At 67.6% G+C, this 18,654-nt stretch carries 18 protein-coding genes; 5 read left to right on the top strand and 13 right to left on the bottom strand.

Annotated elements, in window-relative coordinates; all coding sequences use genetic code 11:
- Positions 1–4 precede the first annotated feature (4 nt).
- The 3 genes from HOP52_RS13150 to HOP52_RS13140 are packed head-to-tail and all read left to right on the top strand — an operon-like array spanning position 5 to position 1,072.
- Positions 5–355, top strand: a complete 351-nt coding sequence (locus HOP52_RS13150; RefSeq protein WP_238977851.1) for a P-II family nitrogen regulator — start codon at positions 5–7, stop codon at positions 353–355.
- 24 nt (positions 356–379) lie between these two features.
- Positions 380–766 (top strand): CBS domain-containing protein, encoded by a 387-nt coding sequence (locus HOP52_RS13145; RefSeq protein ID WP_238977850.1) that lies wholly within the window; start codon positions 380–382, stop codon positions 764–766.
- A gap of 18 nt (positions 767–784) precedes the next feature.
- Positions 785–1,072 carry a hypothetical protein gene (locus HOP52_RS13140; RefSeq protein WP_238977849.1) on the top strand — a complete coding sequence of 96 codons (288 nt, stop codon included), beginning with the start codon at positions 785–787 and terminating at the stop codon, positions 1,070–1,072.
- Between the two features lie 205 nt (positions 1,073–1,277).
- Here HOP52_RS13140 and pepN read toward each other — a convergent pair whose 3' ends face one another.
- The 5 genes from pepN to HOP52_RS13115 all read right to left on the bottom strand — a co-directional run bounded on the left by pepN (position 1,278) and on the right by HOP52_RS13115 (position 6,318).
- Complete coding sequence (gene pepN / locus HOP52_RS13135; protein ID WP_238977848.1) at positions 1,278–3,911, bottom strand: aminopeptidase N; 2,634 nt, start codon at positions 3,909–3,911, stop codon at positions 1,278–1,280.
- A 69-nt stretch (positions 3,912–3,980) separates the two neighbouring features.
- Positions 3,981–4,388: a YbaN family protein gene (locus HOP52_RS13130; RefSeq protein ID WP_238977847.1), complete on the bottom strand. Its 408-nt coding sequence runs from the start codon at positions 4,386–4,388 to the stop codon at positions 3,981–3,983.
- A 157-nt stretch (positions 4,389–4,545) separates the two neighbouring features.
- Positions 4,546–5,085: an Hsp20/alpha crystallin family protein gene (locus HOP52_RS13125; RefSeq protein WP_238977846.1), complete on the bottom strand. Its 540-nt coding sequence runs from the start codon at positions 5,083–5,085 to the stop codon at positions 4,546–4,548.
- A 209-nt stretch (positions 5,086–5,294) separates the two neighbouring features.
- Positions 5,295–5,780 (bottom strand): YajQ family cyclic di-GMP-binding protein, encoded by a 486-nt coding sequence (locus HOP52_RS13120; protein ID WP_238977845.1) that lies wholly within the window; start codon positions 5,778–5,780, stop codon positions 5,295–5,297.
- 64 nt (positions 5,781–5,844) lie between these two features.
- Positions 5,845–6,318, bottom strand: a complete 474-nt coding sequence (locus HOP52_RS13115) for a GNAT family N-acetyltransferase (RefSeq protein WP_238977844.1) — start codon at positions 6,316–6,318, stop codon at positions 5,845–5,847.
- Positions 6,319–6,486: 168 nt separating this feature from the next.
- On the opposite strand from HOP52_RS13115, the gene HOP52_RS13110 reads away from it, so the two are divergent.
- Both HOP52_RS13110 and cobO read left to right on the top strand, forming a co-directional pair.
- Positions 6,487–8,049: a RimK family protein gene (locus HOP52_RS13110; protein WP_238977843.1), complete on the top strand. Its 1,563-nt coding sequence runs from the start codon at positions 6,487–6,489 to the stop codon at positions 8,047–8,049.
- A gap of 46 nt (positions 8,050–8,095) precedes the next feature.
- Entirely contained in the window at positions 8,096–8,695 is a 600-nt protein-coding gene (gene cobO / locus HOP52_RS13105) for a cob(I)yrinic acid a,c-diamide adenosyltransferase (protein ID WP_238977842.1), read from the top strand.
- Positions 8,696–8,778: 83 nt separating this feature from the next.
- On the opposite strand, the gene HOP52_RS13100 is transcribed toward cobO, so the two are convergent.
- The 8 genes from HOP52_RS13100 to mutL all read right to left on the bottom strand — a co-directional run bounded on the left by HOP52_RS13100 (position 8,779) and on the right by mutL (position 18,652).
- Complete coding sequence (locus HOP52_RS13100; RefSeq protein ID WP_238977841.1) at positions 8,779–10,074, bottom strand: adenylosuccinate synthase; 1,296 nt, start codon at positions 10,072–10,074, stop codon at positions 8,779–8,781.
- A 102-nt stretch (positions 10,075–10,176) separates the two neighbouring features.
- Entirely contained in the window at positions 10,177–11,352 is a 1,176-nt protein-coding gene (locus HOP52_RS13095; RefSeq protein WP_238977840.1) for an ATP phosphoribosyltransferase regulatory subunit, read from the bottom strand.
- A gap of 170 nt (positions 11,353–11,522) precedes the next feature.
- The gene (hflC, locus tag HOP52_RS13090) at positions 11,523–12,425 is read right to left on the bottom strand and encodes a protease modulator HflC (RefSeq protein WP_238977839.1); all 903 of its coding nucleotides are present in this window, start codon (positions 12,423–12,425) and stop codon (positions 11,523–11,525) included.
- A complete protein-coding gene (gene hflK, locus HOP52_RS13085; RefSeq protein WP_238977838.1) occupies positions 12,426–13,670 on the bottom strand; it encodes an FtsH protease activity modulator HflK in 1,245 nt (414 codons plus the stop codon).
- A gap of 138 nt (positions 13,671–13,808) precedes the next feature.
- Positions 13,809–15,131, bottom strand: coding sequence for a ribosome rescue GTPase HflX (hflX, locus tag HOP52_RS13080; protein ID WP_238977837.1), 1,323 nt, complete (start codon positions 15,129–15,131; stop codon positions 13,809–13,811).
- A 9-nt stretch (positions 15,132–15,140) separates the two neighbouring features.
- Complete coding sequence (hfq, locus tag HOP52_RS13075; protein WP_238977836.1) at positions 15,141–15,389, bottom strand: RNA chaperone Hfq; 249 nt, start codon at positions 15,387–15,389, stop codon at positions 15,141–15,143.
- A gap of 87 nt (positions 15,390–15,476) precedes the next feature.
- Positions 15,477–16,415: a tRNA (adenosine(37)-N6)-dimethylallyltransferase MiaA gene (gene miaA, locus HOP52_RS13070; protein WP_238977835.1), complete on the bottom strand. Its 939-nt coding sequence runs from the start codon at positions 16,413–16,415 to the stop codon at positions 15,477–15,479.
- A gap of 266 nt (positions 16,416–16,681) precedes the next feature.
- Positions 16,682–18,652, bottom strand: a complete 1,971-nt coding sequence (gene mutL, locus HOP52_RS13065; RefSeq protein WP_422677716.1) for a DNA mismatch repair endonuclease MutL — start codon at positions 18,650–18,652, stop codon at positions 16,682–16,684.
- Positions 18,653–18,654: the final 2 nt, after the last annotated feature.

Below are 18,654 nucleotides of genomic sequence, written 5' to 3'. Positions count from 1 at the left end.
GTCCATGAAGTTCTCCCTGCTGGTGGCCATCGTGCCGGAAGACATGGAGCAGGAGTGCATCGATGCCGCTACCGAGGCCGGCGCCGTCGGCATGACCCTGATGAGCGGGCGCGGCATCGGCGGCGAGCGCAAGAAGACCTTCTTCGGCCTCACCTACGAGGGCAGCCAGAGCGTGCTGCTGATGACCCTGGAGAAGGGGCTGTCGCTCAAGGTGCTCAAGGCGATTCGCCATATCGTCAACCCCACCGGGGACGACTCCAAGGGCCTGGTCATGACGCTGCCCGTGGAGCACCTCGGCGGTATCGACATGGCGCAGGTCAAGCGCTTCGAGGAGCGCCTCAGGCACGACGTCTGACTCTCTTAATGACGGAGTAGAGATATGCTGGTCAAGGACATCATGACGCGGGACGTGGTCACCGTTTCCCCCTTCGCCACCCTTCGCGAAGCCCTGGGGCTGATGAAGCAGCACGGCCTCAAGAACCTGGTGGTCGAGCGTCAGGACCCCCATGACGCCTGGGGCCTGATCACCTACACCAATATCCTCAAGACCATCGTCGCCGAAGCCGGCGATATCGACCTGATCAATGTCTACGACGTCTGCGCCAAGCCGGCCATCGGCGTCGGCGAGTCGCTCGACGTGCGCCACGTGGCACGCCTGATGACCGACAGCGTGGTCAAGCGGGTGCTGGTGCTGCACGACAACGAACTACTGGGCCTGGTCACCATGGACGACATCGTCGGCACTGTGCTCGACATGATCGAATAACGCGGCCGGGGCCCTCGCATGCAGGAATTCTTCACCTGGCTTGGCGCTACCCTCGGCGAGATCATCCGCTTCGTCGTGGACCTGCTGATCCAGCTCTTCCGCAATCTCGGCGATGCCGCCGAGGGCTTCCTGGACGGTCTCGCCGAGTCGCTGGGCATCTCGCCTTCGCTGATCAGCCTGCTGGTGCTGCTGCTGGGCCTGTGGCTGCTCTATCTCGCCCTGCGCGCGCTGCTGCGCCGCCGCCTGATCGGCGGGCTGATCTGGGCGCTGCTGGGAGTGACGGTGCTAAGCTGGCTCATTAATTGATCCAGTCCCTGAAGCATCGTGCCGCCTCTAAGGCGGCACTTTTTTGAAACAGGGAAGGAGGAATTTACGTCGCGAGCGATGAGAGGCTGGCCGCCGCCGGAGCGCAGCTGCCGGAGTGTAGCCCGCTACATGAGGAGACGACCGGGCCGGCGCACCGGCACCGCCGGCGGCCAGGCTATCGAGCGCAGCAGGAAATTACCCTTCCCTAGGCCAGGGCCTTTTGAACAACTTCATACACATTCGGCGAGAGCTCCTCGGCGCGGATGCGCTCCAGCTCTGCCTTCATCAGCGCCTGGCGGGCCTCGTCGAAACGCTGCCAGCGCGTCAAGGGGGTGATGATGCGCGCGGCGATCTCCGGGTTGAGGCGGTTGAGCTCGATCACCACGTCGGCCAGCAGCCGATAGCCCTCGCCGTCGGCGCGATGGAAGTTGACCCGGTTCTGGCCGGCGAAGGCGCCGATCAGGGCGCGTACCTTGTTGGGGTTCTTGAGCGAGAAGGCCGGGTGTTCCATCAGGAACTTGACCCGCTCCAGGGCATCCGGCTGGGGGCGCGTCACCTGGATGCTGAACCACTGATCCATGACCAGCGGGTCGTGGGCCCACTTCTCGCCGAAACGGCGCAGCGCCGGTTCGGCCAGGTCGTCCCGGGAGCTGTGCACCAGCAGCGTCAGGGCGTGGCGCACGTCGGTCATGTTGTGATCCGCGGCGAACTGCCGCTGCACCAGCTCGATCCCCTCCTCATCCTCGATGGCCATCAGATACGACAGCGCCACGTTCTTCAGGCTGCGCGCGGCGATCTGCTCGGGTTCGGGCGCGTAAGGGGCCTCGGAGCGATTGGCCTCGAAGACGGCCAGGAACTCGTCGCGCAGGGCCATCGCCAGGGACTGCTTGACGAAGGTGCGCGCAGCGTGGATGGCGTCCACGTCCACCAGCGGCTGCTGCTCGGCGATATAGGCCTCCGAGGGCAGCGTCAGCATCTCGGCGAGCACCGCCTTGTCATCGCTGTCTTGGCTCAGCAGGGTGCGGAAGGCCTCCACCACCCGACTATCCATGACCTTCTCGACGCCGTTGCGGTGCGCGGCGATGAGGTCGTCCAGCGCCAGCATCGCCAGCCGCTGACCGGCGTCCCAGCGATTGAAGCCGTCGGAGTCATTGGCTAGCAGGAAGGCCAGGTCCTCGCGGCCGTAGGGGAAGCGCAGCTTGACCGGGGCCGAGAAACCGCGCGCCAGCGACGGTACCGGCGCCTCGCTGACCTCGGTGAAGACGAACTCCTGCTCGTCCTCGCGCAGGTGAATCACCGCGTCGGTACCCAACGACTCACCGTCCAGGGTCAGCGGCAGGTCGCGGCCCGACTTGGTCCCCACCAGCCCCAGGCGAATCGGAATATGCAGCGGCAATTTATCGGGCTGGTCCGGCGTGGCCGGGGTGCGCTGACGCAAGATGAGACGGTACTCGGCGTTGGCGTAGTCGTACTCGCCGTGGGCGTCGATCTCCGGGGTACCGGCCTGGGAGTACCAGCGCATGAACTGGGACAGGTCCTGGCCGGATGCCTCCTCCATGCAGCCGACGAAGTCCTCGATGGTCACCGCCTGGCCGTCGAAACGTTCGAAGTAGCGATCGCTGCCGCGGCGGAAGGCCTCCCAGCCCACCAAGTTGCGCAGCATGCGCACCACCTCGGCGCCCTTCTCGTAGATGGTCAGGGTGTAAAAGTTGGTGATCTCGATATAGTGGTCGGGACGGATCGGATGGGCGGTGGGGCCGGCATCCTCGGCGAACTGGGCGGTGCGGAAGAAGGACACGTCCTCGATGCGTTTGACCGGGGCCGAGTTGGTGTCGGCAGAGAAGCACTGGTCGCGAAACACCGTGAAGCCCTCCTTGAGGGAGAGCTGGAACCAGTCGCGGCAGGTCACCCGGTTGCCCGACCAGTTGTGGAAGTACTCGTGGGCGACGATGCCCTCGACCCGCTGGAAGGCGGCATCGGTGGCGGTGTGAGGATGGGTCAGCACCGCCGCCGAGTTGAAGATGTTGAGCCCCTTGTTCTCCATGGCGCCCATGTTGAAGTCGTTGACCGCGACGATCATGAACCGGTCGAGGTCGTACTCGCGCCCGTAGGTCTGCTCGTCCCAGGTCATGGCGCGCTTGAGCGAGGCCATGGCGTGGTCGGTCTTGCCGAGGTTTTCGGCTTCCACCCAGATCTGCAGGGTGACCTCGCGCCCGCTCATGGTGGTGAAACGGTCCTCCACCTTCTCGAGGTCGCCGGCCACCAGGGCAAACAGGTAGCAGGGCTTGGGATGGGGGTCTTCCCAGGTGACGAAGTGGCGACCGCCCGGCAGCTCGCCCCGCTCCACCGGGTTACCGTTGGAGAGCAGCACCGGCTCGCGCTTGGCGTCGCCGATCACGGTCGTCGCGAAGGTGGCCATGACGTCGGGGCGGTCGGGGTAGTAGGTGATGCGCCGGAAGCCCTCGGCCTCGCACTGGGTGCAGTACATGCCGCCCGACTGGTAGAGCCCCTCCAGGGCGGTATTGGCCTCGGGTGCGATCTCCACCTCGGTATCGAGCAGGAAGCGCTCCGGCACGCGGTGAACGGTCAGGCCATCCTCGGTCAGGGCGTACTCGTCTTCCTCCAGCGGCTGGCCATCGATGGCGATGGCCTTGAGCACAAGCCGCTCACCGTCCAGCGTCAGCGGCAGGCCCGATTCGCGTTCCGGGTGACGCTCCAGGTGCAGGCGCGCCTTGACCCGGGTGGCGGCCGGGTCGAGGTCGAAGGTCAGCTCGGTGTGGGTCACGCGGTAGGCCGGGGGCCGATAGTCACGCAGATAGGTCGGCTTGGGGTCGGACATCGCAATCAGGCTCCTGTCGGGAATCGACGCTCATTGTACGGCCGCCGCCCCCGGAACCTCAAAGGGCAGTCAGCGGCGCAGCAGGCGAGTGGCGGTCACACCCGCCGCGTGCCGGGGCTCCGGGCGCGTGACGATCCACAGCCCCAGCAGCATCAGGCCGAGAATCAGGGCCAGTTTGACCCATCCCAGGCTCAGGGTCAGGGCGAGCACCGTAATCGAGAAGCCCAGCATCAGCAGGGCCACCCACTTGGCCTGGCGCGGTATCGCCCTCTCGCCCTCCCAGGCGACCACTGCGGGGCCGAACCGCGGATGCTCACGAATCCACAGCGCAAAGCGGGGCGAGCCGCGCGAGGCGGCCCACACCGCCAGCAGCATGAAGCAGGTGGTCGGCATCAGCGGCACGAAGACACCGATGACTCCCAGGGCAAAGCTGAACCAGGCCAGGGCAATATAGGCGGCGCGGCGAAGCGACGGCATGCACTCCCTCCGGAAGCTCGGGATGTCTTGCGCGTTGCTTCTCATTGAAACCCATGGGCTGCTTCTTCGCCAATCGGCTGTGGCTATGATCCCGTTCACCCCCTGAAAAAAGACGAGCCCGCCAGGGGGCGGGCTCGTCGGGCAGCCAGGTCCGCGGTCACTGGATGGGGATCTGCCGGCGTGTCGCCTTGGCCTCGCCGCTGCGGGGCACGCTGACTTTCAGCACACCGTTGGCGAAGGAGGCCTTGATCTCCTCCGCCTTGGCGTCGGCGGGCAGGTCGAGCACACGCCGGAAGCTGCCGTAGGCGCGCTCGACGCGCTGGTAGCGATCGTCCCCGGAGGCACTCTCCTGGCGCTTTTCCCCCTCGATTACCAGGCGGTGGTCGTCCAGGGTCAGGCTGATGTCCTTCTCCTCGACGCCGGGCACTTCGACGCTGATCACATATTCGTCGTCGCGCTCGGCGATATCCAGCTGCGGACGCAGCATGCCGGGCATGTCGCCGAAGCGGCCCTCCAGGGACGGCATGCCGAACTGGCGCATGACGCCGTCCATCCAGCGGTCCAGCTCCTGGTGCATGCCGATCAGCGGCGAGAGCTCGCCGCGGCGCGGCTCGGCCGGAGTGGTGGCCGCGGGGGCGGGGGCGTCGGCGCCTTCGCTCTTGAACCAGTTCCAGGGTGAGAATTTCTGCAGATTCATACGCCACCTCCTGTTCGATCACTTCAAGATGTGAAGCAAATCGGAATATCCCGTGCCGTCGGGTTGCCCCTTGGCCTAAACAGAGTTGGTGGCGGACGAGAAGATTTCAAGGCCGCCTGAGCCGTTACTTGACCTGTATCAGACCGCGCTGCAATACGGTCGTCAATCGATGGGTGGCGGCACCGCAACGACGACGCCAAGGCTATCGCTCAGTCCCGGAAGTTATCGAACTGCAGCGCCAGGTCGGGGCCATTCTCGCCTCTGAGCAATGCCATGATCTGCTGTAGATCGTCGCGCTTCTTGCCGGTGACGCGGACCTTGTCACCCTGGATCTGGGCCTGGACCTTGGCCTTGGTCTCCTTGATCCGCTTGACGATGTCCTTGGCCTCCTTCTGCTCCAGCCCCTGCTTGAGGATCACCTCCTGGCGGGCGCGCACCCCGGAGAGCACGGGCTCCTGCACGTCCATGCAGCGCGGGTCGATGCCGCGGCTGATCAGCTTGTTGCGCAGCACATCGAGCATCTGCTTGAGCTGGAAGTCGACCTCGGCCTCGAGCTGCACGGTCTCGCCGCTGAGCTCCAGGCTCGCCGTGACGCCCTTGAAATCGAAACGCCCCTGGATCTCGCGGTTGGCCTGGTCCACGGCGTTGCTGGCTTCGTGCTTGTCGAATTCGGAGACGATATCGAAGGAAGGCATGGTCAAGTCCCGCTGGTCGATGAACAAAGTGGGTGGAAAGGCCGCATTCTAGCAGCCTCTGAATTCACCCGCCCTCCCCGCACGCCGGCTCAAGTGGCTTTTCCATCTCCCAGCCGGCACAGCCATCGGCGTAGTAGTCGGCCAGCCAGCGCACCAGGCGAAAGCCCATGCGCCGATAGAGCTTCAGCGCAATACGGTTATCGGCCCGCACTTCCAGGCCCAGCCGCTCGCCGCCTCGCTGTCGGGCGCGGGCTTCCAGGGCCAGCAGCAGCTCGCGCCCCAGCCCCAGCCCGCGGGCCTCGGGGTGCACGCAGAAGGAGTAGAGGCGAACCCGGCGGCTGCTGCGGCGAAACAGCAGCACGCCGTAGCCCAGCACCCGCCCCACCTCATCCTCGGCCAGCAGGGTCAGGGCATTGGCGCGGTTGAGCAGGTGCCACAGCTGCCGGCGGCTGAAACGATCGCCCTCGAAGGCGAGCTGCTCGAGGCGCACAAGGGCGTCCAGATCCGTGGCCAGCGCCTGGCGCAGCGTGATGGTCATGTCGTGTCTTCCCGGTTATCCGAAGCGGATTGTGACCATCTGCATCACGCCTGTCAGCGCGATGGTGAGTGAAATATTTTCAAGCTTTACTCGGCTTGTCCACTGCGGTGCTCAAGGGCATGCTGGGCGCGTGGTCACCTCTCCCTCTTTCCGGCAGGAAACACGCCCATGTGTCCATTGCGCATCGTCGTCGACCGACTCGACGACTGGCGACCCTACTCCCCCAGCGAGGACCTGGTCGGCGTCGACGATTTCCTGTCCCTCGACCGCCGCCACCGCACCAGCGCCGACGCCAGCCAGCATCACGCCACCCGCATCATCAACCTGAGCAGTGACCTCGACTACCTGGGCAGCGGCTACTACGTGTCGCTGCTGGCCGAGGCCCGCGGCCAGCGGGTCCTGCCCGCGGTGGAAACCCTCAACGCCCTGTCGCGCAAGGCGCTGATCGACCTGGAGCTCGATACCCTGGCCCCGCTGCTCGGCGAGCTGGCCCGCGACGGCTCGCTGAGCGGCGACAGCCTGACCCTGCGGGTGCTGTTCGGCGAGTGCCACGAACCCAAGCTGGCCAAGCTGGCCAGCAGGCTCTTCGAACGCCTGCCCTGCCCGCTGCTGGAGGCCCGCTTCCACCGCCGCCATGAGCGGTGGCGACTGGCACGCCTCAAGCCGCTGCGGCTGCGCGACCTCGGCAGCGACGAACAGGATCTGTTCGCCAGCGCGCTGAACCGCCATTCGCGCCAGGTATGGCGCACGCCCAAGGCGCGCCGCCGCTACCGCTACGACCTCGCCATCCTGGTCGACCCGAAGGAGGCCATGCCCCCCAGCAACCGCGGCGCCCTTAGGGCCTTCATCCGCGCCGGCCGGCGGCTTGGCATCGACGTCTCGCTGATCACGCGCCGGGACGCCGGGCGGCTCGCCGAGTTCGACGGCCTGTTCATCCGCGAGACCACGGCCCTGAACCACCACACCTGGCGCATGGCGCGGCTGGCCGAACACCAGGGGCTGGTGGTGATCGATGCGCCCCAGGACATCCTGCGCTGCACCAACAAGGTCTACCTGCATGCCCTGCTGCGGGCGCGGGGGGTAGCCGCGCCGGAGGGGAGGCTGCTCAAGCGCAGCGACCGTGGCCGTCTCGGCGAACGCCTCGACACGCTGAGCTTCCCGCTGGTGCTCAAGATACCCGACGGCGCCTTCTCCCGCGGCGTGGTCAAGGTCAATTCGGTCGAAGAGCTGGAGCGCGAGGCGGCACGGCTCTTCGCGGCCTCCGCCCTGCTGCTGGTGCAGGAGTGGCTGCCCACCGACTATGACTGGCGGATCGGCGTGCTGGATGGCCAGGTGGTGTTCGCCAGCCGCTACTACATGGCTCGCGGCCACTGGCAGATCTACGATCACTCCGGCACACGCGTGAAGAGCGGTAGTTTCACCACCCACGACCCGGACGAGGTGCCCCCGGCGGTGCTCAAGGCCGCCCTCCGGGCATGCCGGCTGATCGGCAACGGCTTCTACGGGGTGGACCTCAAGCAGGCCGGCGACCGGACGGTGGTGATCGAGGTCAACGACAACCCCAACGTCGACGCCGGCATCGAGGACGCCCTGCTCGGCCGGCGCCTCTACGACCGCATCATGGGGGTCTTCCTGTCCCGCATGGAAGCGCGCCGACAGCAGGTCGGCCGCAGCGCCCCCCTCTCCGCAGCCTCAGCAGCCGGCCCCGGGCTGACGGTCGGCGACGACTGACGTAGGCTAGCCGGCATCCCCGATTCCCCCTGACGATGGAACCCCCATGAGCGATCGCGACACCCGCCACAAGCAATCGATGCAGAAACTCAAGTCCCACGTGGACAAGAAGGTAGCCGCCGCCACCGAGCAGCGCGGCCTGCTACTGGTGTTCACCGGCAACGGCAAGGGCAAGACCACCGCGGCCTGGGGAACCGTGACGCGCGCGCTGGGCTACGGCTACCGGGTCGGCGTGGTGCAGTTCATCAAGGGCATGTGGGAGTGCGGCGAGCGTGAGCGACTGGCCGAGGACCCCAACCTGGAGGTGGCCATCATGGCCACCGGCTTCACCTGGGAGACCCAGAACCGTGAGGCCGACACCCGCGCCTGCCAGGCAGTATGGGCCGAGGCGGAGCGCATGCTGGCCGACCCCGAGGTCTACCTGGTGGTGCTCGACGAGATCACCTATATGCTTAAGTTCGGCTACCTGGATATCGCCACGGTCAAGCGGGCAATCGAGCAGCGCCCCCGCGAGCAGACGGTGATCGTCACCGGCCGCAACGCCCACCGCGAGCTCACGGCCATGGCCGACACCGTCACCGAGATGCAGGAGGTGCGCCACGCCTTCAATGAGGGGGTTCAGGCTCGCCGTGGCATCGACTACTGAACTGACCCTGCCCCACAAAGCAGAAGGCCCCGCTTGCGCGGGGCCTTCCGGTCTCTTCGCCTGCACTCGCCGGTCGGCGACACTCAGCCCTCGAAGGGGTTGCGCAGCACGATGGTCTCGTTGCGGTCCGGGCCGGTGGAGATGATGTCGATGGAGGTGCCCACCTTCTCCTCCAGGTAGCGGATATAGGCGCGGGCCTGGGGGGGCAGGTCTTCGACACGCTTGACGCCCAGGGTCGACTCGCTCCAGCCCGCCAGGTCCTCATAGACCGGCTCGATGGCTTCATAGCCTTCGGAGTCCACCGGGGTGTCCAGCACCTCGCCGTCCTTGCTGCGGTAGCCCACGCAGACGCGGATGGTTTCGAGACCGTCGAGCACGTCGAGCTTGGTCAGGCAGATACCGGAGACCGAGTTGATCTGCACGGCGTGGCGCAGGGCCACGGCGTCGAACCAGCCGCAGCGGCGCGGGCGGCCGGTGGTGGCGCCGAACTCGTGGCCGCGCTCGGCCAGGTGGCGGCCGTGGGCATCGAACAGTTCGGTGGGGAACGGGCCGGAGCCGACCCGGGTGGTGTAGGCCTTGGTGATGCCCAGCACGTAGTCGAGATACAGCGGCCCCACGCCGGAGCCGGTGGCGGTACCGCCGGCGGTGGTGTTGGAGCTGGTGACGAAGGGGTAGGTGCCGTGGTCGATATCGAGCAGCGAGCCCTGAGCCCCCTCGAAGAGGATGTTCTCGCCCGCCTTGCGGTAGTCGTGCACCAGGCTGACGGTATCGCAGACCATGGGGCGCAGCTCCTCGGCCATCTCCAGGGCCTCGTCCAGCACCTGCTGGAAATCCACCGGGGCTTCGCCGTGGTACCGGGTGAGCACGAAATTGTGGTAGTCGAGCACCTCTCCGAGCTTGGAGGCGAAGCGCTCGCGATGCAGCATGTCGCCCAGGCGCAGGCCGCGGCGCGCCACCTTGTCCTCGTAGGCCGGGCCGATGCCGCGCCCGGTGGTGCCGATCTTGGCGACGCCACGGGCCTTCTCGCGGGCCTGGTCGAGGCGCACGTGGTAGGGCAGGATCAGCGGACAGGCCGGCGACAGGCGCAGGCGCTCGCGTACCGGCACGCCCTTGGCCTCGAGCTCGCGGATCTCCTTGATCAGCGCCTCCGGCGACAGCACCACGCCGTTGCCGATCACACAGGTCTTGTCCTTGCGCAGGATACCGGAGGGAATCAGGTGCAGGACGGTCTTCTCACCGTCGATGACCAGGGTATGGCCGGCGTTGTGCCCGCCCTGGAAGCGCACCACCGCCGAGGCCGACTCGGTCAGCAGGTCCACGACCTTGCCCTTGCCCTCGTCACCCCACTGGGTGCCCAGTACGACTACGTTCTTGCCCATTGGTCTCTCGTCTCTCGTGTCAGCGCCGCGCGGGTGCGCGTTCAAATCCGGCCCGCGGGCCGCGTTCGTGTCCGGCCTGCCTCGGGGCCGGGTATGCTCATGCTACAGCGTCACCGTCTGCCACAGGCCGTCGCTCTGCATCAGGCGACGGCTGCAGCGATGCGCCTCGGGGCCGGTGGTCTGGCCGGGCAACGCCTGCACGACGCGTTCGCCGCGCTCGCGCAGCGCGGCGATCGCCTCGGCGACCCCCTCGCCCTCCGCCGGTGCCCAGATGCCGTCGCGGGGGGGCTCACTCTGGACCAGGGTCGCCAGCAGCTTGAGGTCCATGGAGAAACCGGTGGCGGGGCGGGCCCGGCCGAAGGCACGGCCAGTATCATCATAGCGCCCGCCCTTGGCCAGCGCCTGGCCGTAGCCGGGCACGAAGGCCGCGAACATCATGCCGGTGTGGTACTGGTAGCCGCGCAGCTCGGCCAGGTCGAAATAGAGGTCGACCTCGGGGTGCTCCGCCGCCACGCCCTGGTGAAGGGCGCGAAGCTGGGCCAGGGCCTCGCCCACTGCCGCCGGGGCGCCGGCGAAGGCCTCGCGGGCCTCGTCCAGTACCTCGGGGCCACCGTGCAGGGTGCCCAGGGCCCTGAACATCTCGGCCAGCGCCGGGTCGGCGACGCTCGCCTCCACCCTGGCCGCCAGCTCCACCGGCGACTTGAGCTCCAGCGCCTCGAACAGCGCGAGCTCGTCGTCGCGCCCCAGCTCGGCCGCCTGCACCAGGCTGCGGTAGATGCCGATATGGCCCAGCGCCAGGTGCAGCTCCTCGGCCCCGGCCGCGGTGAGGCTGGTCAGCGCCAGGCGCAGGATCTCCAGGTCGGCCTCGAGGCCGGCGTGGCCGAACAGCTCGACGCCGACCTGTACCGGGCTGCGCCCGCCCTGCAGCTGGTCGGGCTTGGCGCGCAGCACGTTGGTGCAGTAGCAGAGCCGTGCCGGCCCCTGGTGGCGCATCGAGTGGGCGTCCATGCGCGCCACCTGGGGGGTGACATCGGCACTGACGCCCATCAGGCGGCCGGTGAGCTGGTCGGTGAGCTTGAAGGTCTGCAGATCCAGGTCGGTGCCGGTACCGGTGAGCAGGGAGTCGAGGAACTCCACGGGCGGCGGCATCACCTGGTCGTAGCCCCAGCGATGGTAGAGATCGAGCAGCGACCGGCGCAGCTCTTCCATGCGGCTCGCCTGGGGCGGCAGCACTTCGTCCATGCCGTCGGGCAGCAGCCAGCGGTCAGCAATGGTCATGTTGTCAATCCTGCTAGACGGTAGAGGGCGCAGCGGCGGAACACCGAACGATGCCCACAAAAAAACCGGGCCACGCCCGGTTGAAGGAGTCTATCACGTTTGGCGCCGGGGTGAACCCCGCGGCGCCAGGGCGACCTCGGCCGACAAGCCGGGCCGCCCCGTGGTCGTAGTTAGCGAGGCAGAAGCGCGTTGGCTTCCAGCTGGTTTTGCGAGCTCTTCAGGTAGCGGAAGAAGTCGCTGGAGGGATCGAGCACCAACATGTCCTCGTCACCGTTGAAGCTATCGCGATAGGCGTTGAGGCTGCGCCAGAAGGCGAAGAACTCCTGGTCCTGGCCGTAGGCATCGGAGAAGATCGCCGCGGCCTCGGCGTCGCCTTCACCGCGCAGGGTCTCGGAGCGCTCGGTGGCCTGGGCCAGCAGCACCTGGCGACGACGGTCGGCGTTGGCGCGAATCCGCTCGGCCTCCTCCTCACCCTGGGCGCGCCACTCGCGGGCTTCCCGCTCACGCTCGGAGCGCATGCGGTCGAAGACCGCCGCCGAGACGTCCTCGGGCAGGTCGATCCGCTTGACACGGATGTCGCGGATCGCCACGCCGAGCTCTTCACGCATCAGGGTGTCGAGCTCCTCGGTGGGGCGCAACATCAGGTCGTCGCGACGCTCGGCGATGATCTGCTGCAGGTCCAGGCGGCCGAACTCGTTACGCAGGCTCTCGTCGACCCGCGGCTGGATCAGGCGAATCGCCATCATCTCGTCGCCGGCGGTGGCCTCGTAGTAGCGGGTCGGGTTGATCACCTGCCACTTGACGTAGGAGTCGACGATCACCGCCTTCTGCTCGAGGGTCAGATAGCGGCTAGTATCGGTATCCAGCGTCAGCACCCGGGTATCGAACTTGCGGATGGTCTGGGTGATCGGCACCTTGAAGTGCAGGCCCGGCTGGATGTTCTCCTCGATGACCTCACCGAAGCGCAGCTTGACGGCCCGCTCGGTCTCGTCGACCACGTAGAGGCTGTTGCTGGCCAGCCAGGCGGCGGCGGCCAGGCCACCGACGATAATCAGTGAACGGTTATTGATCATTTAGCGGCCCTCCCTGCGGATACCCCTGGTGGGTCCGCCCTGGGTCGAGGTGGTGGTGCGCAGACGCTCGAGGACGCGCGGGTCGAGTTCGCCACTCTCGCCGCGGGCGCGCTCGCCGTCACCTTCGCCGCTGCGCACGCCGCCGGGGCGCTGGTCGAGCGGCAGGTACATCAGCGGTGTCTCGGCGCTGACGTCGATCAGCACCTTCGGCGTCTTGCCGAAGACTTCCGCGATGGTATCCAGGTAGAGGCGCTCACGCATGATCTCAGGCGCATTGCGGTACTGAGCCAGCAGCGCATTGAAGCGGTTGGCCTGACCGCGGGCCTCGGCGACCACTGACTCACGATAGCCCTGGCCCTGCTCGACCAGACGCTGGGCCTGGCCCTGAGCCGCCGGGATGATGGCGTTGGCGTAGGCCATGCCTTCGTTGATGGTCCGCTGGCGGTCCTCGCGGGCCCGGATCACGTCGTCGAAGGCGTCGATGACCGGTGCCGGCGCCGAGGTGGACTCGATGTTGATGGTCTGCAGGCTGATCCCGGTACCGTAGGTGTCCAGGTAGGACTGCAAACGGCTGCGCACCGAGCTGCCGAGGATCTCACGACCGGAGGTGAGGATCTCGATCATGTCGGTGCCGCCCACCACGTGACGCAGCGCGGAGTCCAGGGCGTTCTCGATGGACAGCTGCGGGTTGCGCACGTTGAGCACGAAGTCGCGGGGATCGGCGACCTGGTACTGGGCCGAGATCTCGACCTCGACGATGTTCTCGTCGCGGGTCAGCATCGACTGGGTCTGGGTCAGCGAGCGAACCCGCGTGACGTTGACCATGCGCACGTCGTCGATCAGCGGCGGGTTCCAGTGCAGGCCGGGGGTGACCACTTCCTGGAACTTGCCGAAGCGCAGCACCACGCCACGCTCGGCCTGATCCACCAGGTAGAAGCCGGTGGCCGCCCAGATCGCCAGGGCGATCACGATCAACAACCCCGGCAGGGCGAAGACGTTGCGCGGCTTGCCGCCGCCCTTGCCGCCTTTGCCGCCGCCGCCCTTGCCGCCGCGACCGCCAAGCATGCTGTTGAGCTTGTCCTGAAACTTCTTCAGGGCCTCGTCAAGATCGGGTGGCCCCTGATTGCCGCCGCGGTTACCGCCACCGCCACCGCCGCCGCCACCGCCGCCGCTACCGCCGCGTCGGCCGCCACCGCTCCAGGGATCGTGCTGGTTGCCACCACCACCAGGCTCATTCCAAGCCATACGTTGTCTCCACTCTGCGTTGCCACCCCGCCGCCGAATCGCGCGGCGGAGGGTCGGTTGCCATCCTGTCGGCGCCAGGGGCGCCGTGGCCGTGTTGATTATCCGGCGCATCGCCCAGCCTTGGCGACACGCTCGCTGTCATGTCTCGCCTTCCCACACCGGACGCTGGCGCAGCTCCGCGGGCAGATAGTCGTCGGCCCGCTCGCCCAGTCGCGCCATCAGCTGCAGGAAGTCGCGGCGCGGCAGGCGCACCTCGAGTCGCGTCAGGCCCGCTTCGTCATGGTGCTCATCGCGCACCGCGCCGAGTTCATGTAGACCCGCCCGCAGGCGCCCTTGTTCTGGCCTCAGCGTCAGGCTGAAGTCGATCACGTCGTCCGACAGGCACTCCGAGAGCGCCTGACCCAGCAGGTCGAGACCGCGCCCCTCCTGGGCCGACAGCCAGACCACCTCGGGGCGGCCCTGGCCGTCGCGCTCGATGCGCGGCGCACTGTCGAGCAGGTCGATCTTGTTCATCACCTTGAGCATCGGCACCTCGTCGGCACCGATCTCGGCGAGCACGCCTTCGACCTGATCCACATTGAGCTCCCGGTCAGGGTCGGCGGCGTCGATCACATGCACCAGCAGCTCGGCCTCGGCGGCCTCCTGCAGGGTGGCCTGGAAGGCCTCTACCAGCTTGTGGGGCAGGTGGCGGATGAAGCCGACGGTATCGGCCAGCACCACCGGTCCCACGTCCTCGATCTCCAGGCGCCGCAGGGTCGGGTCGAGGGTAGCGAACAGCTGGTCGGCCGCATAGACCTTGGACTCGGTCAGGGCGTTGAAGAGCGTTGACTTGCCGGCATTGGTATAGCCGACCAGCGACACGCTGGGAATCTCGGCCCGAGCGCGAGCCCGACGGTTCTGGCTGCGCTGCCCGCGCACCTTGTCGAGGCGCTTGTGGATCGCCTTGATACGCGCCCGCAGCAGCCGGCGGTCGGTCTCGAGCTGGGTTTCCCCTGGCCCGCGCAGGCCGATACCGCCCTTCTGCCGCTCCAGGTGGGTCCAGCCTCGCACCAGCCGCGTGGACATGTAGCCCAGCTGGGCCAGCTCGACCTGCAGCTTGCCCTCGTGGGTACGCGCCCGCTGGGCGAAGATATCGAGGATCAGACCCGTGCGATCCAGGACGCGACACTTGAGCTCGCGCTCCAGATTGCGTTCCTGGGAAGGACTCAGGGCGTGGTTGAAGATCACCAGCTCGGCCGCGTGCACGGCCAGCGTCTGGCGCAGTTCCTCCAGCTTTCCGCTACCGATGAAGGTGCGCGGATCGGGACGCTGCCGGCTTCCGCTCAGCAGGGTGGCAGGCTCGGCACCGGCGGAGCGCACCAGCTCCAGGAACTCGCCCGGATCCTCGCGCTCGCGCTCATCCTGAAAGTCCACATGCACCAGTACCGCCGTTTCACCGGCGTCGGGACGTTCAAAAAACAATCACTGACCTCACACGTTGCTTTCCTGCTGGGCAGGATCCTGGACCGGCAGACGCACGTTGCGCGACGGCACCACGGTGGAAATGGCGTGCTTGTAGACCATCTGGCTCACGGTGTTGCGCAGCAGGATCACAAACTGATCGAAAGACTCGATCTGTCCCTGCAGCTTGATGCCGTTGACCAGGAAGATCGACACCGGAATGCGCTCCTTGCGCAGGATGTTCAGATACGGGTCTTGAAGGGACTGCCCTTTGGACATGTTGCCTCTCCCAAATTCATTCTCTTGAGGGGTGGAAGTTCTATTATTGGGGCTGGTCACCCGGCCGCTTGAAGCGAACATCTTACGCTAACAGCCGGATTCGCGCACGAGTTTCAGGACTTGGCCCAGCGGGTCCGGCCCCAGGGCATCGACCCAGCGCAACTCCGGCCAGCTGCGCATCCAGGTCAGCTGCCGCTTGGCCAGCTGGCGCGTGGCGATGACCGTACGCTCTCGCAGCCCAGCCAGATCCTCCTCATCGTCCAGGTATTCCCACACCTGGCGGTATCCCACGCTCTTCATGGACGGCAGACCCAGGTGCAGATCCCTCCGGGCCCTGAGCGCCGCCACCTCTTCGACCAAACCCGCGGCGAGCATGGCATCGAAGCGCTCGGCGATACGGCCATGCAGCACGCGCCGGTCGAAGGGCGTGAGTCCTATCGACACCACTTGCCAGGGGAAGGTTTCAGTGCGCTGAGCCTGCCACAGTTCGCTGAGGGTCTGTCCGCTGATACGGTGGACCTCCAGCGCCCGCATCAGGCGCTGGGGATCGTTGGGGTGAATACGCGCCGCCGAGGCCGGGTCGATGCCCCTCAGCTCGTCATGAAGGGCGGCAATGCCGCGGCGCCGAGCCAGCGCTTCCAGCTCGGCGCGCACCGCCGGGTCTGAGGCCGGCAGGTTGGCCACGCCTTCGAGCAGCCGCTTGGCGTACATCATGGTGCCGCCCACCAGCAGCGGCACGCGCCCGGCGGCAGTGATACGGCGCATCTCGCCCAGGGCATCCTCGCGGAAGTCCGCCGCCGAATAGGGCTCGGCGGGATCGCGGATATCGATCAGCCGGTGCGGCGCGCGGGCCAGCTCCTCGGGGCTCGGCTTGGCGCTGCCGATATCCATGCCGCGGTAGACCATGGCGGAGTCGACGCTGATCAGCTCCACGCCCAGGCGCTCGTGCAGCGCGATGGCCAGGTCGGTCTTGCCGGCGGCGGTGGGGCCCAGCAGAAGGATGGCGGGGGGACGCGTATCTGGCATTGGCTTCTCGAGCATTCTCATGGCTTAGTGGCAGAGACGCTTATCCGGCGGCAGGCCCCGGGGCGCCGGACCGACGAGGAGGCGCTGTGAACCCATCCCTGGGTGCTACCGATGCCCTGCTTCGCTCTCGCGTCCCGCTTCGCTCGCAGGTCCGGTGCTGGCCATCCATGGCCAGCCCGTTCAAAGCAGTGCTTTTCACCCCAGCCATAGGACCTCCCCTTCGGCCAGCCCCCGGCGCTTCCCGCCGCGCAGGTGGACAACTTTTTCTACTGCCCCCTCAGGAAGAGCCGGTCGAGCTCTCGCATGCTCATCTCGGTCCAGGTGGGGCGCCCATGGTTGCACTGGCCGCTGCGCTCGGTGCGCTCCATGTCGCGCAGCAGGGCGTTCATCTCGGCCAGCGTCAAACGGCGGTTGGCGCGCACGCTGCCATGGCAAGCCATGGTGGCGAGCAGCTCGTTGATGTGCGCCTCCAGGCGGTCGGAGCGGCCGTAGCGCTCCAGGTCGGCAAGCATGTCGCGGATCAGCGGCTCCACGTCGGCATCGATGAGCAGCGTCGGCAGCTGGCGCACCAACAGGGTCTCGGGGCCGGCCACGTCGAGCTCCACGCCGAAGCGGGCGAAGGCCTCGCGCTCGGCCTCGGCGGTGGCCACCTCGGCGGCGCTGGCCGCCAGCGACACCGGCACCAACAGCGGCTGGGCGTCCAGCCGGCCGTCATGCACCTGGGTCTTCATGCGCTCGTAGACGATGCGCTCATGGGCGGCGTGCATGTCCACCATCACCAGGCCTCGCTCGGTTTCGGCGAGGATGTAGACGCCGTGCAGCTGGGCAATGGCGTAGCCCAGCGGCGGCGCCCGGGTGGCGTCCGGCTCGGCGGGCGCCTGCCGGGAGGTGTCGGCGGCGGTCTTGCTGGGTGTAAACGCGGCCTGGCGCTCGCCCCTGGCCACCTCGGCGGCCACGCCACCGGGGGCGGCCGGCTGCGGGGTCAGCAGCTGTTCTTCGTGCTCGGGATGCAGGGCGCGGTAGCCATCCATAAAGGCCCTGACCCGGTCTGGCGTGACCCGGTCTGGCGAGCCCCGCCCGGCCTCGCCGTCGGACCGCTGATGCAGCGCCATTGGCTGCTGCTGCCAGCGTCCAGCGCTCTCGCGCACGGCGTGGGAGGCGGCATCCTGGGCGGGCACCGCCTCGTCGTCTGCCGCCTCCTGCTCCCCGGGGCGCGCCTCGGCCAGGGCCCGGTGCAGGCTCGAGAACAGGAAGTCGTGCACCATGCGACCGTCGCGAAAGCGCACCTCGTGCTTGGTGGGGTGAACGTTGACGTCCACCACCAGGGGGTCGACCTCCAGGTAGAGCACGAAGACCGGATGGCGGCCGTGGAACAGCACGTCGCGGTAGGCCTGGCGGATGGCGTGGGCCACCAGGCGGTCGCGCACCACCCGGCCGTTGACGAAGAAGTACTGCTGGTCGGCCTGGGCCCGGGAGTGAGTGGGCAGACCCACCCAGCCCCACAGCCGCAGGCCGCCGGCCTCGAGATCCAGATGCAGGGCGTTGTCGAGAAAGCCCTTGCCCAGCAGCGCGGCGATGCGTCGCTCGCGGGCGGCGGCATCGTCCCCCGGGGGCAGCTGATGCACGGTCTTCTGGTTGTGGCGCAGCACCCAGGCGATATCGAAGCGCGACAGGGCGAGGCGGCGAAAGGCCTCCTCCACGTGGCCGTACTCGGTCTTTTCGGTGCGCAGGAACTTGCGCCGCGCCGGGGTATTGAAGAAGAGGTCGCGTACCGTCACCGAGGTGCCGCGGGGGTGCGGCGCCGGGGTGACCCGGGGCTCCATCTGGCGCCCCTCGGCCACCACCCGCCAGCCGCCGCGGGGGTCCTCGTCGACGTTGGAGACCAGCTCCAGCCGCGACACCGAGCTGATCGAGGCCAGCGCCTCGCCGCGAAAGCCCAGGCTCGCCACCCCTTCGAGCTCGTCCAGCGAGGCGATCTTGCTGGTGGCGTGGCGCGACAGCGCCAGCGGCAGGTCGTCCTCGGCGATGCCGCTGCCGTCGTCGCGGACCCGGATCAGGCGCGCCCCGCCGGCTTCGAGCTCGACCTCGATGCGCCGGCTGCCGGCGTCGATGGCGTTCTCCACCAGCTCCTTGGCCACCGAGGCGGGACGCTCGACCACCTCCCCGGCGGCGATCTGGTTGGCCAGGCGCGGGTCGAGCACCCGGATACGGCGCTGCGTGGCGGTTTCGGTGAGCATGG

It is taken from the genome of Billgrantia campisalis (genome assembly GCF_022341425.1).
Taxonomy (GTDB): domain Bacteria; phylum Pseudomonadota; class Gammaproteobacteria; order Pseudomonadales; family Halomonadaceae; genus Halomonas; species Halomonas campisalis.
Note: the sequence above shows the minus strand (reverse complement) of the source record. Positions and strands in the feature narration are given on the sequence as shown.

Bases quoted from the DNA above. Each gene is read 5' to 3' on its own strand.
- hfq (WP_238977836.1), bottom strand. From the start codon at position 15,389: ATGTCCAAAGGGCAGTCCCTTCAAGACCCGTATCTGAACATCCTGCGC.
- hflC (WP_238977839.1), bottom strand. From the start codon at position 12,425: ATGATCAATAACCGTTCACTGATTATCGTCGGTGGCCTGGCCGCCGCC.
- mutL (WP_422677716.1), bottom strand. From the start codon at position 18,652: ATGCTCACCGAAACCGCCACGCAGCGCCGTATCCGGGTGCTCGACCCG.
- HOP52_RS13150 (WP_238977851.1), top strand. From the start codon at position 5: ATGAAGTTCTCCCTGCTGGTGGCCATCGTGCCGGAAGACATGGAGCAG.
- cobO (WP_238977842.1), top strand. From the start codon at position 8,096: ATGAGCGATCGCGACACCCGCCACAAGCAATCGATGCAGAAACTCAAG.
- HOP52_RS13115 (WP_238977844.1), bottom strand. From the start codon at position 6,318: ATGACCATCACGCTGCGCCAGGCGCTGGCCACGGATCTGGACGCCCTT.
- HOP52_RS13100 (WP_238977841.1), bottom strand. From the start codon at position 10,074: ATGGGCAAGAACGTAGTCGTACTGGGCACCCAGTGGGGTGACGAGGGC.
- HOP52_RS13145 (WP_238977850.1), top strand. From the start codon at position 380: ATGCTGGTCAAGGACATCATGACGCGGGACGTGGTCACCGTTTCCCCC.
- HOP52_RS13120 (WP_238977845.1), bottom strand. From the start codon at position 5,780: ATGCCTTCCTTCGATATCGTCTCCGAATTCGACAAGCACGAAGCCAGC.
- HOP52_RS13095 (WP_238977840.1), bottom strand. From the start codon at position 11,352: ATGACCATTGCTGACCGCTGGCTGCTGCCCGACGGCATGGACGAAGTG.
- pepN (WP_238977848.1), bottom strand. From the start codon at position 3,911: ATGTCCGACCCCAAGCCGACCTATCTGCGTGACTATCGGCCCCCGGCC.
- HOP52_RS13140 (WP_238977849.1), top strand. From the start codon at position 785: ATGCAGGAATTCTTCACCTGGCTTGGCGCTACCCTCGGCGAGATCATC.
- HOP52_RS13125 (WP_238977846.1), bottom strand. From the start codon at position 5,085: ATGAATCTGCAGAAATTCTCACCCTGGAACTGGTTCAAGAGCGAAGGC.
- HOP52_RS13110 (WP_238977843.1), top strand. From the start codon at position 6,487: ATGTGTCCATTGCGCATCGTCGTCGACCGACTCGACGACTGGCGACCC.
- miaA (WP_238977835.1), bottom strand. From the start codon at position 16,415: ATGCCAGATACGCGTCCCCCCGCCATCCTTCTGCTGGGCCCCACCGCC.
- hflK (WP_238977838.1), bottom strand. From the start codon at position 13,670: ATGGCTTGGAATGAGCCTGGTGGTGGTGGCAACCAGCACGATCCCTGG.
- HOP52_RS13130 (WP_238977847.1), bottom strand. From the start codon at position 4,388: ATGCCGTCGCTTCGCCGCGCCGCCTATATTGCCCTGGCCTGGTTCAGC.